At 65.2% G+C, this 14072-nt stretch carries 13 protein-coding genes; 4 read left to right on the top strand and 9 right to left on the bottom strand.

Going from position 1 to position 14072, the window contains the following annotated elements:
- Nucleotides 1-3: 3 nt before the first annotated feature.
- The 3 genes from ACFW0H_RS26540 to ACFW0H_RS26530 all read right to left on the bottom strand — a co-directional run bounded on the left by ACFW0H_RS26540 (nucleotide 4) and on the right by ACFW0H_RS26530 (nucleotide 3393).
- Nucleotides 4-1119, bottom strand: coding sequence for an ABC transporter substrate-binding protein (locus ACFW0H_RS26540; RefSeq protein WP_422916833.1), 1116 nt, complete (start codon nucleotides 1117-1119; stop codon nucleotides 4-6).
- Between the two features lie 89 nt (nucleotides 1120-1208).
- The gene (locus ACFW0H_RS26535; RefSeq protein WP_422916832.1) at nucleotides 1209-2300 is read right to left on the bottom strand and encodes an ABC transporter ATP-binding protein; all 1092 of its coding nucleotides are present in this window, start codon (nucleotides 2298-2300) and stop codon (nucleotides 1209-1211) included.
- A 181-nt stretch (nucleotides 2301-2481) separates the two neighbouring features.
- Nucleotides 2482-3393 carry a LysR substrate-binding domain-containing protein gene (locus tag ACFW0H_RS26530; RefSeq protein WP_422916831.1) on the bottom strand — a complete coding sequence of 304 codons (912 nt, stop codon included), beginning with the start codon at nucleotides 3391-3393 and terminating at the stop codon, nucleotides 2482-2484.
- A gap of 151 nt (nucleotides 3394-3544) precedes the next feature.
- On the opposite strand from ACFW0H_RS26530, the gene ACFW0H_RS26525 reads away from it, so the two are divergent.
- The 3 genes from ACFW0H_RS26525 (at nucleotide 3545) to ACFW0H_RS26515 (ending at nucleotide 7959) form a co-directional block, all read left to right on the top strand.
- The gene (locus ACFW0H_RS26525) at nucleotides 3545-5128 is read left to right on the top strand and encodes a zinc-binding metallopeptidase family protein (RefSeq protein ID WP_422916830.1); all 1584 of its coding nucleotides are present in this window, start codon (nucleotides 3545-3547) and stop codon (nucleotides 5126-5128) included.
- A 97-nt stretch (nucleotides 5129-5225) separates the two neighbouring features.
- Nucleotides 5226-6965 (top strand): amidohydrolase, encoded by a 1740-nt coding sequence (locus ACFW0H_RS26520; RefSeq protein ID WP_422916829.1) that lies wholly within the window; start codon nucleotides 5226-5228, stop codon nucleotides 6963-6965.
- Between the two features lie 25 nt (nucleotides 6966-6990).
- Entirely contained in the window at nucleotides 6991-7959 is a 969-nt protein-coding gene (locus tag ACFW0H_RS26515) for a CobW family GTP-binding protein (protein WP_422916828.1), read from the top strand.
- A 202-nt stretch (nucleotides 7960-8161) separates the two neighbouring features.
- Here ACFW0H_RS26515 and ACFW0H_RS26510 read toward each other — a convergent pair whose 3' ends face one another.
- The 4 genes from ACFW0H_RS26510 to ACFW0H_RS26495 all read right to left on the bottom strand — a co-directional run bounded on the left by ACFW0H_RS26510 (nucleotide 8162) and on the right by ACFW0H_RS26495 (nucleotide 11730).
- Nucleotides 8162-8599, bottom strand: coding sequence for a hypothetical protein (locus ACFW0H_RS26510; protein WP_422912181.1), 438 nt, complete (start codon nucleotides 8597-8599; stop codon nucleotides 8162-8164).
- 419 nt (nucleotides 8600-9018) lie between these two features.
- The gene (locus tag ACFW0H_RS26505; protein ID WP_422916827.1) at nucleotides 9019-9201 is read right to left on the bottom strand and encodes a hypothetical protein; all 183 of its coding nucleotides are present in this window, start codon (nucleotides 9199-9201) and stop codon (nucleotides 9019-9021) included.
- A 98-nt stretch (nucleotides 9202-9299) separates the two neighbouring features.
- Nucleotides 9300-9938 carry an SCO family protein gene (locus tag ACFW0H_RS26500; protein WP_422916826.1) on the bottom strand — a complete coding sequence of 213 codons (639 nt, stop codon included), beginning with the start codon at nucleotides 9936-9938 and terminating at the stop codon, nucleotides 9300-9302.
- 19 nt (nucleotides 9939-9957) lie between these two features.
- Nucleotides 9958-11730, bottom strand: coding sequence for a multicopper oxidase family protein (locus tag ACFW0H_RS26495; protein WP_422916825.1), 1773 nt, complete (start codon nucleotides 11728-11730; stop codon nucleotides 9958-9960).
- A 46-nt stretch (nucleotides 11731-11776) separates the two neighbouring features.
- Between ACFW0H_RS26495 and ACFW0H_RS26490 the strand changes: the two genes are divergently transcribed.
- Nucleotides 11777-11959 (top strand): hypothetical protein, encoded by a 183-nt coding sequence (locus tag ACFW0H_RS26490; RefSeq protein WP_422916824.1) that lies wholly within the window; start codon nucleotides 11777-11779, stop codon nucleotides 11957-11959.
- A 128-nt stretch (nucleotides 11960-12087) separates the two neighbouring features.
- Here ACFW0H_RS26490 and ACFW0H_RS26485 read toward each other — a convergent pair whose 3' ends face one another.
- Nucleotides 12088-12642, bottom strand: coding sequence for a hypothetical protein (locus ACFW0H_RS26485; protein WP_422916823.1), 555 nt, complete (start codon nucleotides 12640-12642; stop codon nucleotides 12088-12090).
- 311 nt (nucleotides 12643-12953) lie between these two features.
- Nucleotides 12954-14069, bottom strand: a complete 1116-nt coding sequence (gcvT, locus tag ACFW0H_RS26480; protein ID WP_422916892.1) for a glycine cleavage system aminomethyltransferase GcvT — start codon at nucleotides 14067-14069, stop codon at nucleotides 12954-12956.
- Between the last annotated feature and the right edge of the window lie 3 nt (nucleotides 14070-14072).

Raw genomic sequence — 14072 nt, 5'->3', positions numbered from 1 at the left:
GGCTCACTTGGAAAGGTGGGTCAGGTACTGTTCCAGGGTGGTGGCGTAGTTGTCTGCGTACCACTCGGTGTTGAGGAAGATCTGCTTCTTGAAGTTTTCTTCCGACGCGCAATCGGCCTCGCGTTGCTCCGCCGTCATCAGCTTCTGGGTGGCACCGTTGGAAGGGCCGTTACCCAGCAGTTCGAACAGCTTGAGCTGGCCCTCGGGCTGCAGCGCGTGCTGGATGAAGCGCATCGCTTCCTGGCCGCCGGCCGGGTTGCCGTTGAGCACCGCCCAGCTGCTGGCGTTGAGGAAGGCGTTGTCGTAGCCCCAGCGGATGCGGCCTTCGCTGTCTTCGGCGAGCAGCTTGGCGCGGGTGCTCCAGATGGCGCCCATCGAGACTTCTCCCTCGATCATCAGCTGCTGGCTTTCCGCACCCGAGCTCCAGAAGGACAGGACGTGCGGCTTGATCTCGTCGATCTTGCGCAGGGCACGCGCCACATCCAGCGGGTAGAGCTGGTCGGCGGGCACGCCGTCTGCCAGCAGCGCGGCTTCCAGCATGCCGTTCATCCACTTGTAGAGGGTGCGCTTGCCGGGGAATTTCTCGACGTTCCAGAAGTCCGCCCAGCTCGAGGGGCCCTGGTCACCGAACTGCTCGCTGTCCCAGGCCATCACATAGCTGAACAGGTAGCCGGCGATGCCGTAGTCGTGCGCCAGCCCCGATGCCACCTGGCCGCGCTGGATGATGCCGTAGTCCAGCGGCTGGAGGATCTTGTCGCGGCCGAGGGTCATGGCGCTGTAGCTGTCCACGTCGACCACGTCCCAGCTCGGCTTGCCGCTGGCCAGCTGCGAGCGGATGGCGCCTTCGGTGGGGCCGGCGCCGTCGATGCGCACCTGGATGCCGGTGCTCTGGCTGAAGCTGTCGGTCCAGGCACGGCGGAAGGCGTCGAGGGCGTCGCCACCCCAGTTCACCACCACCAGCGGCTTGCTGTCGGCCGCCCAGCTGATGCCACTGCGCATGGCGAGCGGCGCGGCCGCCAGCAGGCCCATGGCCTGGATGAAGGTGCGGCGGTTGATCTGCCCGCCACGGGCCTTCTCGATGAGGATTTCGATGCAGTCGCTTTGATGTTCCTGGCTCATTGGGCAAGTCCTCGCGTGGCAGGCCCGATCACGGATTGGGGGCTGCCGATTGTTGTTGTAGGGAAACGCAGTGGAAGGCGAACGCGGGCTCAAGCTTCGAGCAGGAAGCTGCGTTGCACCGGCCAGCTCAGCCACACTGGCGTGCCGCTGGCGAGCTGGGCGCCCGGGTGGTTGCCGGGCACCGCCAGGTTGATGGCGGGCGCGTCCAGGCCGAGCTTCAGCGCCAGGTGGGTGCTGGCGCCCTGGTAGACCTTTTCCGTGAGGTGCGCGGCGACGACGTTGTGGCCGTTGAACTCGGGGCGCTCGGTGTGCAGGTCCATGTGCTCCGGGCGAACCGCCAGCAGCAGCGGCTGGCTGCCCAGGGCTTGCGGTGCGGCGGCGTGCAGCTGGTTGTCGCCGCAGCGGCCGCTGGCATGGCTGCCATTGCGGGTCACGTCGGCCAGGGGGAAGAGGTTCATCTTGCCGAGGAATTCGGCGACGAACCGGCTGTTGGGCTTGTCGTAGATGTCTTCCGGGCTGTCGACCTGGGCCAGGCGGCCCTGGTTGAAGATGGCGATGCGGGTGGACAGCGCCAGGGCTTCGCCCTGGTCGTGGGTGACGAAGACGAAGCTGGTGCCCACCTGCCGGTGGATGCGCTGCAGCTCTGCCTGGAGTTGTTCGCGCAGGTTCTTGTCCAGCGCCGAGAGGGGTTCGTCGAGCAGCAGCAGGTCCGGCTCGAACACCAGGGCGCGAGCGATGGCGACACGCTGCTGCTGGCCGCCGGAGAGCTCCGCCGGCTTCTTCTTCATATGGGCGCCAAGGCCCACCACTTCGAGGATGTGCTTGACCCGGCGCTGGCGTTCCTCGGCCTTCACGCCGCGGATGCGCAGGGGATAGGCGACATTGTCCGCCACGCTCATGTGCGGGAACAGCGCGTAACCCTGGAACACCATGCCGAAGTTGCGTTTCTCGGCTGGGCGCCGGCTGATGTCGACACCGTTTTCCATCAACTGGCCGGCGGTGGCTTCGAGGAAGCCGGCAAGGATCATCAGCAAGGTGGTCTTGCCCGAGCCCGACGGGCCGAGGAGGGTGAGGAACTCACCCTGGCGGATGTCCAGGTCGATGCCGTCCAGGGCGGTGAAATGTCCGTACTGCTTCCTGATCCCCTGGGCGCTGAGCTGGATGGCCTGACTGCTGGGCACGCTGGTTACTCCCCTTGTTGTGCAAGGACTGCGGGAAAGTCCCGGAATGGGCGTTTTGGCCATTATTGTCAAAGGCAGCGCTACATCAATGGAATTATTTCACCACTAATGTTTAGTTTTTTTGGACATTCAGGCCAGGGCGCGGCGGGGAAATTGAGGACCGTAGGATGGCCGCGTACCTCTAGCGCTGCTCATGCCAGAGCTGGGTCGAGGCCTGCAGCTGGGTCTTCACCCAGTTGCTGAAGGCCTGCACGGCGGGCCGTTCGGCCTTCTGCGGGTCGGCCACCAGGTAGTAGCCGCGGTGGGAGTCGATGATGATCTCGAAGGGGCGCACCAGCAGGCCGCGGGCCAGGGCATCGCCGCTGATCAGGTTGTCGCCCATGGCCACGCCCTGGGCGGCGATGCAGGCGGACTGCGCGCAGTGGGCATCGGAGAAGACGATGCCGCTGGCGACGTCCAGGTTCGAAGCGCCGGCGCCGGCGGCGGCGAGCCAGACCCGCCAGTCGCTGTAGTCGGTCATGTGCAACAGGGGGAAGCCGGCCAGTTCCTGGGGACTCTTCAGCCCGCCCAGGGCGTTGATCAGGCGCGGGCTGCACACCGGGAAGTAACGCAGGGGGACAATCTGCTCCACCGTCAGGTCGGGCCAGTCGCCAATGCCGTAGGCGATGAACAGGTCGACGTTGGCGTTGCTGACATCGTCTGGTGTTCGCGGTGAGATCAGCTGCAACTGGATCTGCGGGTATTCCCGCAAGAAAGCGCCGATGTGGTGGCACAGCCAGTAGGTGGCGAAACCCGGGTTGCAGCTGACGCACAGGCGACCGGAAATCTCCTGGTCGTCCAGGCGGCGGCTGGCCTCTTCCAGGTTGGTGAGGATGCGGTGCACCTCGCGGGCATAGCGCTCGCCCCGGTAGGTGAGGCCGATGCCACGGCCGATTCGCTCGGTCAGGACGAAGCCCAGGTTCTCCTCGAGGCTGCTGATCTGGTGGCTGATGGCGCTACGGGTGAGATTCAGTTCCTGGGCGGCGGCGGACACGCTACCCAACCGGGCGACGGCGTCCAGGGCGCGCAGGGCGGTCATCGAGGGAAAACGCATGGTCGCTCCGGGCGGGTGTGAGGTGAAAATATCTAAACATTAGTGGCGAAATAAATCGATTGTTGTATCGCTCGACTCAACAATACTAGGGCCAGTCCACTCCTGGCCCCTCTGCGTGGACCGGAGTCGTCACATCACAAGGAATCCGTTCATGCACGAGCCCAAGCAATTCGCCCTGGACTGGGTGGCGCAGCAGCACAAGACCCTGTCGGACTGGCACCAGGTGATCTGGCACTACGCCGAGCCGGCCTTCCGCGAGTACAAGTCCTGCGCCTGGTACGTCGAGTTGCTGCGCAAGGAAGGCTTCGAGGTGGAGGAAGGCAGCGGCGGGATGCCGACGGCCTTCTGCGCCACCTTCAGGAACGGCGAAGGGCCGGTGCTGGCGACTTATGGCGAATACGACGCGGTGCCCGGCAACTGCCAGGCGGCGGCGACCCGCAAGATGCCGCGCGAGGGCCTGTCGCGATTCGCTCCTGGCCATACCGACCCGCATTCGGCACTGGGCATCAGCGCCCTCGGCGGTCTGCTGGCGGCCAAGGCGGCGATGCTCGAACACGGCATCCAGGGCACCCTGAAATTCTTCGGCGAACCGGCGGAAAAGCTCCGCGCCTCCAAGCCGGTGCATGCCGCCAAGGGGTACTACGACGAGCTCGACGCTGCCATCAGCTTCCACCCCACCTACATGCTGCCGCTGAACAACACCACCACCTGGGACACCCACTGCGGCATCGCCTACGCCTACATCTACACCTTCACCTGCGATGAGCCGCAGAACTGGATCGCCGCGGACAAGTACAGCCCCATCCCGCAGAACCACCTGGCGGCACGGGCTCCTGGCGCCAATGATGCGCTGGTGCACTTCTATACCCTGAACGAGAGCCTGCGCCGTTCCACGCTGCCCTTCACCGGCCTGTGGAGCTACAACGAAGCCATCCTCACCGCTGGCCAGGCGACGGCCGACAACCTGCCGCCGCACATTTCGCAGATCCAGTACCTGCTGCGCTGCGATTCCATCGAGCAGGCCGAGACCATCGCCCAGGTGATGGACAACAACGCCGCCGCCGCCGCGCTGGCCACCGGCTGCCAGTGGAAGAAGACCTGGGTGTGCAAGTCCCGGGGCGGCCTGCCCAACCATGTGATGGCCCAGGCCACCTACGACAACCTGGCGGCCGTCGGCGCGCCGCGCTGGGGCAATGAGGCCATCGAGATCGCCCAGGAAATCCAGGCCAACCTGGGGCTGGAACCCATGGAGAAGCCTTTCCTGCCAGCCACCGAAGAGCTGATCGAACCCCAGGAGTGCGAACGCCAGCTGCGCCTGCAGATGCCGGCCTGGCAGAAACACCTGACCTCCGACGACTACCCGGAATACACCTGGCATTGCCCCACCGTGCGCCTGCTGGTGGCGCGGCCGATGCTCTCGGCGCCGGCCGGCTACACCTACCCGGATTGGGTCGCCAACGCTCTCGGCGGCATCCGCCAGACCATCGACCCGATGATCCAGGTGGCGGCCAAGACCATCGCCGCCACCCTGGTGGACCTGCTCACCCGCCCGGACCTGCTGGCGGCCGCCCGCGCCGAGTTCGTCGAGCGCACCGGCGGCGGCATCGGCGGTACGCACTGGCAGGCACCGCTGCTGCCGAAGGACTTCCAGGCGCCCCATCGCTACCGCTGGCCGGAATACATCCGCACCGTGCGTGGCGAGGAGTGGTGGATTCCCGCCCGCGACGACGAATGATCACGCGCGGGCCGTCCGGCCCGCCGTATCGAACTCCAGAACGACTTTCCCAGAACGGGCGGCAAGCCCGCGTGCTTTCGAAAAAGGTGTCACTGCCATGGGTAACCCCACCGACTACCGCTCCAGCAACGTCCCAGGTCCCGCCGGCGCCGCCGACCTGGTGCTGACCAACGGCCGCATCTACACCGTGGATGCCGCCAATCCCTGGGCGCAAGCCGTGGCCATCCGTGGCGGCCGCTTCATCGCCGTCGGCACCGTCGCCGAGATGGACAGCCTGATTGGTGAACGCACCCAGGTGCTGGATCTCCAGGGCCGTTTCGCCATGCCCGGCCTTTACGACATGCACACCCATCCGGACCTGAAACTGGCCCCCGGCTACGCGGGCTACCTGGAAGTGGGATTGGAAGACCCGACGCCGGAGCAGGTGAAGCAGGCCATCCTCGACTACGCCGCCGCCCACCCGGGCGATGGCTGGGTCTACGGCCAGTACTTCGTCCGCTACACCTTCAAGCAGGCCGGCCTGGTGCCGGATCGCGACTGGCTGGACAGCGTCCTGCCGGACCGCCCGCTGGCCATCCTCGACCGTTCCTGGGGCTGCATGATGGTCAACTCCAAAGCGCTGGAGCTGGCCGGCATCGACGCCGAGACCCTGGACCCGCGCCACGGCTATATCGAGCGCGACAGCGTGACGGGCGAGCCCACCGGCATCCTGGTGGACGGGGCGTACGCCATGATCCACGCCGCCATGCCGCCCACCCCGCAGCACGCCCTCAAGCGCGCCTACCGCGAAGGCGTCTGGTTCCAGAGCGGTCACGGCGTGGTGGGCACCAAGTATGTCCACGTCTGCGAGCATCGCCTGAACGCCCTGAAGTCCATCGACCAGGCCGGCGAGCTGTCGGTGCGGGTGGAAGCCGCCATCAGCTGGCAGGACGACATTTTCCCGGTGAAGCGGCGTTGGGAGCTGCTGGCCGGCGAGCGCCACTACTACCGCAGCGCGCGGCTCAACGCCAACGCGGTGAAATTCCATTTCGACGGCACCCACGAATCCCGTTCGTCCTACCTGTCCAGCGCCTGGCCGGGAGACAGCGCCTGGCGCGGCCATCTGAACCTGACCCCGGAACACATCACCGACATGGTGGTGGACATGGACCGCCGGGGCATCCGTGTGATCGCCCACTGCACCGGTGACGGCGCTTCCGACCTGTTCCTCGACGCCGTGGCCGAGGCCCGCCGGCGCAATGGTTACAGCGGCGTACGCCACCAGTGCGCCCACAGCACCACCTTGCTCGACGCCAACCTGCCGCGCTTCGCCGAGCTGAACGTCACCGCCGAGTTCTCCCCGGTGGGCTGGTTCCCGTCTTCCTTCGCCTATGCCCGCGCGGTGTTCGGCGAAGACCGCATGCAGCGCGCCTACAACTTCAAGGGCGTGCTGGAACACGGCGGCGTGGCGGTGATGGGCACCGACTGGCCGGTGTCCAGCATCAACCCCTGGATCGGTTTCGAGGCCATGGTCACCCGCGAGAATCCCTACTGCGAGGAGGAAGGACGTTTCTACGGCGAACCCATCAGCCTGGAACAGGCCATCCGCGTGATGACCCTCAACGGTGCCTGGTGCATGGGCATCGAGGACAAGGCCGGTTCCATCGAAGTGGGCAAGTCTGCCGACCTGATCGTGCTGGACCGCAACCTGTTCGAGGTGGCGCCCAAGGGCAACATCCACAACACCCAGGTGCAGCTGACCTTGCTGGAAGGCGAGGTGACCTGGGACCGTCATGGCGAATTCGCCGACACGACCCATGCCGCCACCTGGCAGGGCGAACTGCCGGAGATTCTCTGAGGAACCCGGGGCAGGAGGCTGGATCATGAGCAGACACGAACCCATACCCGTGACCCTGGTGTCCGGATTCCTCGGTGCTGGCAAGACCACCTTGCTGAACCGCATCCTCGCCAGCGACCACGGCCTGCGCATGGCGGTGATGGTCAATGACTTCGGCGCCATCAACATCGACAGTCAGCTGATCGTCAGCCAGACCCAGACCACCGTCAGCCTGGCCAACGGCTGCATCTGCTGCACCGTGGAGAGCGACCTGATCGAGCAGCTCGGCCGCTTGCTGGACGACCGCCAGAACCGCCCCGAATACATCGTCATCGAGGCCAGCGGCGTATCCAACCCGAGCAAGATCGCCAACACCCTGCGTTACCCGCAATTCCGCGAGGCGCTGGCCATCGACAGCATCCTCACGGTGGTGGATGCCGAGCAGTTCGAAACGCTGGAAGGGGAAATGGCGCAGCTGGCCATGGAGCAGCTGGATGTGGCGGACATCATCGTGCTGAACAAGGTGGACCGGGTCGATCGGGAACAGCTCGACGCCCTCAAGGCACGCTGGTTCTACCCTAACGCCAGGCTGCTGGAGTGCGAGTACGGCGAGGTGCCGCTGGAACTGGTGCTGGGCGTCGGGCGCTTCACGGGTGGCTGGAGCTTCCGTCCGGCTGCTGCTGTGCAGGCTCCGGTGCTGGCCACTGCACAGGAAGACCACGCGGCGATCTTCGATACCTGGAGCTTTTCCAGCGATCGTCCGCTATCCCTCAAGGCCCTGCGCCAAGCGTTGTCCACGTTGCCCACCGACATCTATCGCGCCAAGGGCGTGTGCCAGATCGCCGAAGCGCAAGGCAAGCGCTGCATCCTCCATCTGGTGGGCAGCCGCAGTGAGATCAAGCCGGAAGAGGTCTGGGAGGGGGAGCCCCATACCCAACTGATTTTCATCGGCAGGCGTGGGTCCATTGATGGGGCTGCATTGCAGGCGGCGTTCGAGGCTTGCGTGGCCGATTAGGCCTGTAGGGGCGAATTCATTCGCCAAGGGCGGCGCAGCTGCCCCCTGCAAGACTCCTGGGCAGACCTGCGGCCTGCTTGGCGAATAAATTCGCCCCTACAGGTTTCCTTCCCCAAAAAGACTGAAGGCGCCACAGGTGGCGCCTTCTGCCTTTCGAGGGTTTGCATACATCGTGATTGCCTGCCTCTGAACGGCTCCGGGATCAGCTGATGCGGTTGGCACCGCTGCGGTCGGCACCACCTTCGGCTACGCGGAAGGCATTGGTGCGGTCGGAACCGCTTTCAGCCACGTCGAAGCCCTTGGTGCGATCGGAGCCACCTTCGGCGACGCGGAAGGCATTGGTGCGGTCGGAACCGCTTTCGGCCACATCGAAGCCCTTGGTGCGATCGGAGCCACCTTCAGCGACGCGGAAGGCGTTGGTGCGATCGGAACCGTTTTCAGCCACATCGAAGCCTTTGGTGCGGTCGGAACCACCTTCGGCAACCCGCAGGGACTCGGAGCGCTCGGCACCACTTTCAGCCACACGGACGCTCTGGGTGCGATCGGAACCACCCTCAGCGACGACGGCACCCTGGGGCAGGGCAAAAGCGGTGGCGGACAGGCTGGCGATGAACAGGCTGGCAAGGATTTGCTTTTTCATGTTGGGCACCTCGGTGAGGGGGGTGAAATTCGTCTACGGGGCCCATGTTACTGATGTGATTTCGATGATGAAGTGATCCTGAGTGATGGTTGCCATCGACGCCATTGATAGTTGTTTTAGTCCTATAAAAAACAACACGTTATAGTGAACTTAAAGGCGCTTTTGCATAGGGCTGAAAGGCCTTTTGCATGGGAATGTATAATCGAATTATTCGATTACAAGGCGGACAAACTTCATACACATCTGACCTGTGTGGCACGAAAGGCCCGTTCCAGAGCGGCGGGCCGGCCAATCATCGATGCGCTGGGGGTGTCCTGGAGAAGACGGGAAAAGGCGTAGCAGGTGCGGGAGGGTGTTGTGGCAGGCCGGGCCTGAGGCCCGGCTGGCGAAGAGGTTCGCCTTCTACACGAGTGCGAGGATCAGCGCTTGCCCATGGAGCGACGGGAGCCACGCGGATGCGGACCGGGGCGCTGGCCGCGGTCGTGACCCTTGAGGGTCTGGTACCACGGGACGTTCTGCTTCTTCGGCTTGGCTGGAACGGCTTCGGTGGCCGGCGTTTCCTGGGACTGGGCGTCGGCCTGGTCGATGTCTTGGCTGGTCATGGTGTTCTGCTGCGTTGAGGCTTGGCCCGAGGCTGGGCCGGAGGCGCGCATCATACACCAGGCGGCCTCCGGGGTGTGCCCGGAGGCGCCTGGGTGGTTCAGGACTGCTGCTGGATGGCCCAGCCGGTAAGTTCGACGCGATGGTCGACGTGATTGATGGCCGAGAGTATGTGCTCCGGGTCGGTCAGCGAGGGCGCCATGGTCCAGCGACTGGTCGCTTCGTTACCGATCCGCACCATGCCGGTATGGGTCAACTGGTTGCCGTCCACCAATGGGTCCACGTCATAAAAGCCCAGGGCATAGCGCAGGTCGAGCATATCCTGCGGGTCTCCGGTCAGGTACTGCCAGCCGGGGCCGATGCCGAACTTGTCGACGTACTCCCGCAGGTGGCGCGGCTGGTCCAGTTCGGGTTGCAGGGTCAGGGAGTACATGAAGACGTCCCGCCCCAGGCGTTCGCCCAGCATCTGCTGGACCTTGCGCAGGTTCGCGGTGGCGGTCGGGCAGTTCCGGCCGCAACTGGCGTACATCATGTTGAGCACCACCACCTTGCCGCGTATCAGGTCGTCGTAGAACGCGACCTTCCTTCCCTCGTGGGTGAGCAGGGTGGGGTTGGGGAACCTGGCCGCGCCCGTGCGGGGTGTCGGCCGGCGTTCCGCGGCGGCACCCAGGGCGCCCAGGGCGGCGAGCCCGAGTACGCCGGCGCCCAGCCCGCCAATCAGCTTTCTGCGAGTGTTCATGGATTGGTGCCTCCTGCCGCTACTCGATGTCGAAGCGCAGCATCATCGCGTGGTCTTCGTGGATCAGGTTGTGGCAGTGCATCACGTACTTGCCGACGTAGTCCCTGAAGCGGATGAAGATGCGGATGGTTTCGGCCCTGTTGATCACGTAGACATCCTTGCGCCCCTGCTCGTGGGCGGGGATGGGCTGCGAGACGCCGTTCTTGATGCGCGCGATGATGCGGCCTTCCTCGAAGTGGATATGGATGGGGTGCGACCAGCCGTTGTCGATGTTCACCAGCTCCCAGATCTCGCCACGCCCCTTGGGCACCTTGAAGCGCGGTGCAGTGACATTGACGAACTGGCCATTGATCGCCCACATGTTGTTGGAGCGCTCGAAGACGAAGGTGCGCACCGGCGCGTTGGCCACCTCGTAGGGGTCCAGCGGCGGCAAGGGGCGCAGGTTGGCCGGCACCTGGCTGAGGTCCTGGGCGCTCGGCCAGCGATCCACCACTATCTTCAGCACGCGCACGCCGGTATCCCGGATGTCCTTGGGTCCGCGGGTCTCTTCCTGGCGCATGCGGTTGACCAGGTAGAGAGTGGTGCCCACCGGGTACCTGGAGAAGTCGACCACTATGTCGGCGCGCTCGGCCACGCCCAGGGTTACGGTCTGCTGGTTGAGCAGCGGCTTGGGCAGCAGGTTGCCGTCGTTGCCGATGTAGGTGAAGTTCTGCTTCAGGTCGCCCGCGTTCACCAGCGAGATGGCGTAGAACCGGCTCGGCCCAGTATTCAGCAGGCGGAAGCGGTAGCGCCGCGCGGCCACTTTGAGCACCGGTTCGATCATGCCGTTGACCAGCACCTTGTCGCCCAGTACGCCTTCGGGATTGATTTCGTCAAAGTAGAGCTTGCCGCCGGCATCGAAACGGCGGTCGGCGAACATCAGTGGGTAGTCGTAGGGATGGCTCGGCAGGCGCAGCGCACCTGGCGTCGCATCGGCCTCGTTGCCCGAGTCCAAGTGGTCATAGAGCAGGTAGAAGCCGACCAGGCCCCGATAGAGGTTGGGCGCTGTGAAGTCCAGCGTGTGGTCGTGATAGAACAGCGTGCCCAGGGCCTCCCGGTAGTCGCCGATGCTGTCCTGCAGGTTTTCGAAGCCGGCGTAGACGTTGGGATAGAGGTGGTCCTTGAACCTGCCTGAGGCGGTCAGGGTAGGGCCGGCCTTGGTCGCGCTGTAGTAGTCGCCCGGGAAACCGTCGCTCTCCGAACCACAGTGCAGGTTGTGCAGGTGGGTGGAAATTTCCGGTGTACCGAAGCCGGTATGGTTGGACGGCAGCTCGTTATGGATACGGCAGATCATCGGCTTGCCATAGCGGGCCATCACCGTGGCGCTGAATTCCTTGTCCGGCGTGTTGGCAGCTCTATAGGTCCAGACCTTCTGCTTCGGAAAGGCCGGGTTGAACTGCCATTCACGCTCCTGGGCGCGCAGTTCGTAGTACTCCGCACTCGGCCTGAACTGCGCCCAGCGCTGGTGCGGGTTGCGTCCGGCCTCGCCACCGGCGAGGTTGGCGTACTCGGTTGGCGCCGGTGCCAGGTTCGGGACGGCGGCGGCGGGAACGATCTGGTTGGGCAGTTCCATCACCCAGGGTGTGGTGGCCGGGCTGGGCGGCAAGATCGGTGCGGCCGCCTCGGTCGCCGGCGCGCGTAGCAGGGCGGGCGTAGCCACCGCGGCAGCGGAGAGCTTGAGGAAGTCGCGCCGGGTTTCGTCCGCGAACCTGTTCTTGTTGTTTTTCGGTTGTCGCGAGTTCTTGTCTTTCATGGATGTACTCCACCTCCCCACAACGAATTCGCGCGAACGGCCCGCCATGGATGCAGTGCTCCAGGGCTCGTACTTCCCCATCCGTTTGCACGAAGGCGCTGACCGCCAAAAAAGCGGCTCGCGCGGTCAAAGCGCCAATAAAACGACTAAAGACCGCGCACTTGGGGCGCGCAATTGGCTGAATGACAATAATTCGCCGTTGCTGATGGCCAGTGGCTTCTGGCTCTAGGCGTGGCGCCGAATGTTTCAGGATGTGTCCCGAAGACGGGCGGCGGCGATTGGAGGGCAGGCGGTAGAGCGGTTCGGGCGGGGTGGAAGCGGCCGGGGAAGAGGGGGAACTCCGGCCGCGTCAGGGGATTACTGGTACTTCGAATGGAACAGGGCGATCTGCTGAACCGGCTTGGGCTCTTCCTTGGTCAGGACGTAGACCACGCGCTGGCCTTCCGGGCCACCGCCGATGTCGACGTAGCTGAAGGTCGGTTCGCCGATCTTTTGCATGTCGATCATGTCGCCGTAGCGGCTGAACACATAGATGATGCCTTCTTCATCGCGCAGCTCGCCGTAGAAGGGCAGGGCCGGCGGCAGGCTGACATCCAGGAAACGCTTGGCGGACAGGGTGTCGGGGTTCTTGCCCTGGTCGGCGGCCTTGAGTACCAGGACGATATTGCGGCCGAAGCCATCCTGCTTGCCGGTGCTCTGCTTGATCGGCGCGGTGCCGCTCTTCACGAATTCACGGTAGGTGGCGTAGTCGTCGAAGACGAACAGGTCCTTCTCGGTGCGGATCTGGTACCAGTCTTCGTTATCCAGGGCCACCGGCTTGGCCGGGGCCGGCGCCTGCATGCTGCAGGCACTGAGGGCGGCGGCCAGCAGGGTGGCGGCCAGTGGCTTGATCAGGTTCTTCTTGTCGTTCATCGGAGATCCTCCCCAGGAAAGTTGAGCAGAGAATCTGCCTTCGGCGGATGACCGATTGATGACGGGATTGTGTCGTGATGGTTAAGGCTGAAGGTTTTTGTTTTTCAGGTGGTTAGCGTCGTTTCTTCAGCGTGGGTTTATGTCCGGAAAGCCCCGCCGTAGGGTGCGCTGTGCGCACGGACATCCCGCGCGGTGCCATTGGTGCGCACGGCGCACCCTACCGTTGAGGCTCGGGCAAAGAAAAAGGGCGAAGGCTCGCGCCTCCACCCTTTGAAGGCCCCGCCGTGGCGGGGCAGTCGAGGGACTCTGTATCAGCCGCGGTAGTAGCGCTGCGGCACGAAGGGGGTCTTGGCGACTTTCATGGCGACGCGCTTGCCGCGCACCAGGGCCCAGACCTCGCTGTCCAGGGCGGCATGGCTGGCGGCTACGTAGCCCATGGCCACCGGGCCGCCCAGGCTGGGGCCGAAGCCGCCGCTGGTGACGCGGCCGATCACCGCGCCATCGGCGTCGACGATCTCGGCGCCTTCGCGCACCGGAACACGCTCCTGGGGCAGCAGGCCGACGCGCTTCTCAGCCACGCCTTCACGCTGCTGGGCGAAGACCTGGCCGGCGCCAGGGAAGTTGCCGGCGCGCACGCCCTCGGCGCGGCGCGCCTTGGAAATGGCCCAGGTCAGGCTGGCCTCGATCGGCGTGGTCGCCGTGCTCATGTCGTGGCCATAGAGGCACAGGCCGGCCTCCAGGCGCAGCGAGTCGCGGGCGCCGAGGCCGATCGGCTGGACTTCCGCCTCGGCCAGCAGGCGGCGGGCCAGGGCGTCGGCCTGCGCGACCGGCACCGAGATCTCGTAACCGTCCTCGCCGGTGTAGCCGGAGCGGCTGACGTAGCAGTCGATGCCATCGAGGCGCACGGCGCGGAACTGCATGAAGGTCATGGTCTGCACCTCCGGCGCCAGGCGGCCGAGCACGGCGGCCGCCGCCGGCCCCTGCAGGGCCAGCAGGGCGCGGGAGTCGAACAGCGATTCGATGGCGCACTGCTCGCCGATCTTCGCCCGCAGGTGGGCCAGGTCCTGCTCCTTGCAGGCGGCGTTGACCACCAGGAACAGTTCGTCGTCGGCCAGGCGGGCGACCATCAGGTCGTCGAGGATGCCGCCGTTGTCGTCGGTGAACAGCGCGTAGCGTTGCAGGCCCAGCGGCAGGTCGAGGATGTCCACCGGCACCAGGCTTTCCAGGGCGCGGGCGGCGTGTTCGCCACGCAGGCGGATCTGGCCCATGTGCGAGACGTCGAACAGGCCGGCCTGCTCGCGGGTGTGCAGGTGCTCCTTGAGCACGCCGAGGGGGTATTGCACCGGCATGGCATAGCCGGCGAAGGGCACCATGCGCGCGCCGAGTTCGAGGTGCAGGGAATGCAGGGGAGTTTTTGCCAGGGTCATGGG

The organism is Metapseudomonas cellulosilytica (assembly GCF_049334135.1).
Classification (GTDB): domain Bacteria; phylum Pseudomonadota; class Gammaproteobacteria; order Pseudomonadales; family Pseudomonadaceae; genus Metapseudomonas.
Note: the sequence above shows the minus strand (reverse complement) of the source record. Positions and strands in the feature narration are given on the sequence as shown.

Bases quoted from the DNA above. Each gene is read 5' to 3' on its own strand.
- ACFW0H_RS26540 (WP_422916833.1), bottom strand. From the start codon at position 1,119: ATGAGCCAGGAACATCAAAGCGACTGCATCGAAATCCTCATCGAGAAG.
- ACFW0H_RS26530 (WP_422916831.1), bottom strand. From the start codon at position 3,393: ATGCGTTTTCCCTCGATGACCGCCCTGCGCGCCCTGGACGCCGTCGCC.
- ACFW0H_RS26525 (WP_422916830.1), top strand. From the start codon at position 3,545: ATGCACGAGCCCAAGCAATTCGCCCTGGACTGGGTGGCGCAGCAGCAC.
- ACFW0H_RS26520 (WP_422916829.1), top strand. From the start codon at position 5,226: ATGGGTAACCCCACCGACTACCGCTCCAGCAACGTCCCAGGTCCCGCC.
- ACFW0H_RS26515 (WP_422916828.1), top strand. From the start codon at position 6,991: ATGAGCAGACACGAACCCATACCCGTGACCCTGGTGTCCGGATTCCTC.
- ACFW0H_RS26510 (WP_422912181.1), bottom strand. From the start codon at position 8,599: ATGAAAAAGCAAATCCTTGCCAGCCTGTTCATCGCCAGCCTGTCCGCC.
- ACFW0H_RS26505 (WP_422916827.1), bottom strand. From the start codon at position 9,201: ATGACCAGCCAAGACATCGACCAGGCCGACGCCCAGTCCCAGGAAACG.
- ACFW0H_RS26500 (WP_422916826.1), bottom strand. From the start codon at position 9,938: ATGAACACTCGCAGAAAGCTGATTGGCGGGCTGGGCGCCGGCGTACTC.
- ACFW0H_RS26495 (WP_422916825.1), bottom strand. From the start codon at position 11,730: ATGAAAGACAAGAACTCGCGACAACCGAAAAACAACAAGAACAGGTTC.
- ACFW0H_RS26490 (WP_422916824.1), top strand. From the start codon at position 11,777: ATGGATGCAGTGCTCCAGGGCTCGTACTTCCCCATCCGTTTGCACGAA.
- ACFW0H_RS26485 (WP_422916823.1), bottom strand. From the start codon at position 12,642: ATGAACGACAAGAAGAACCTGATCAAGCCACTGGCCGCCACCCTGCTG.
- gcvT (WP_422916892.1), bottom strand. From the start codon at position 14,069: ATGACCCTGGCAAAAACTCCCCTGCATTCCCTGCACCTCGAACTCGGC.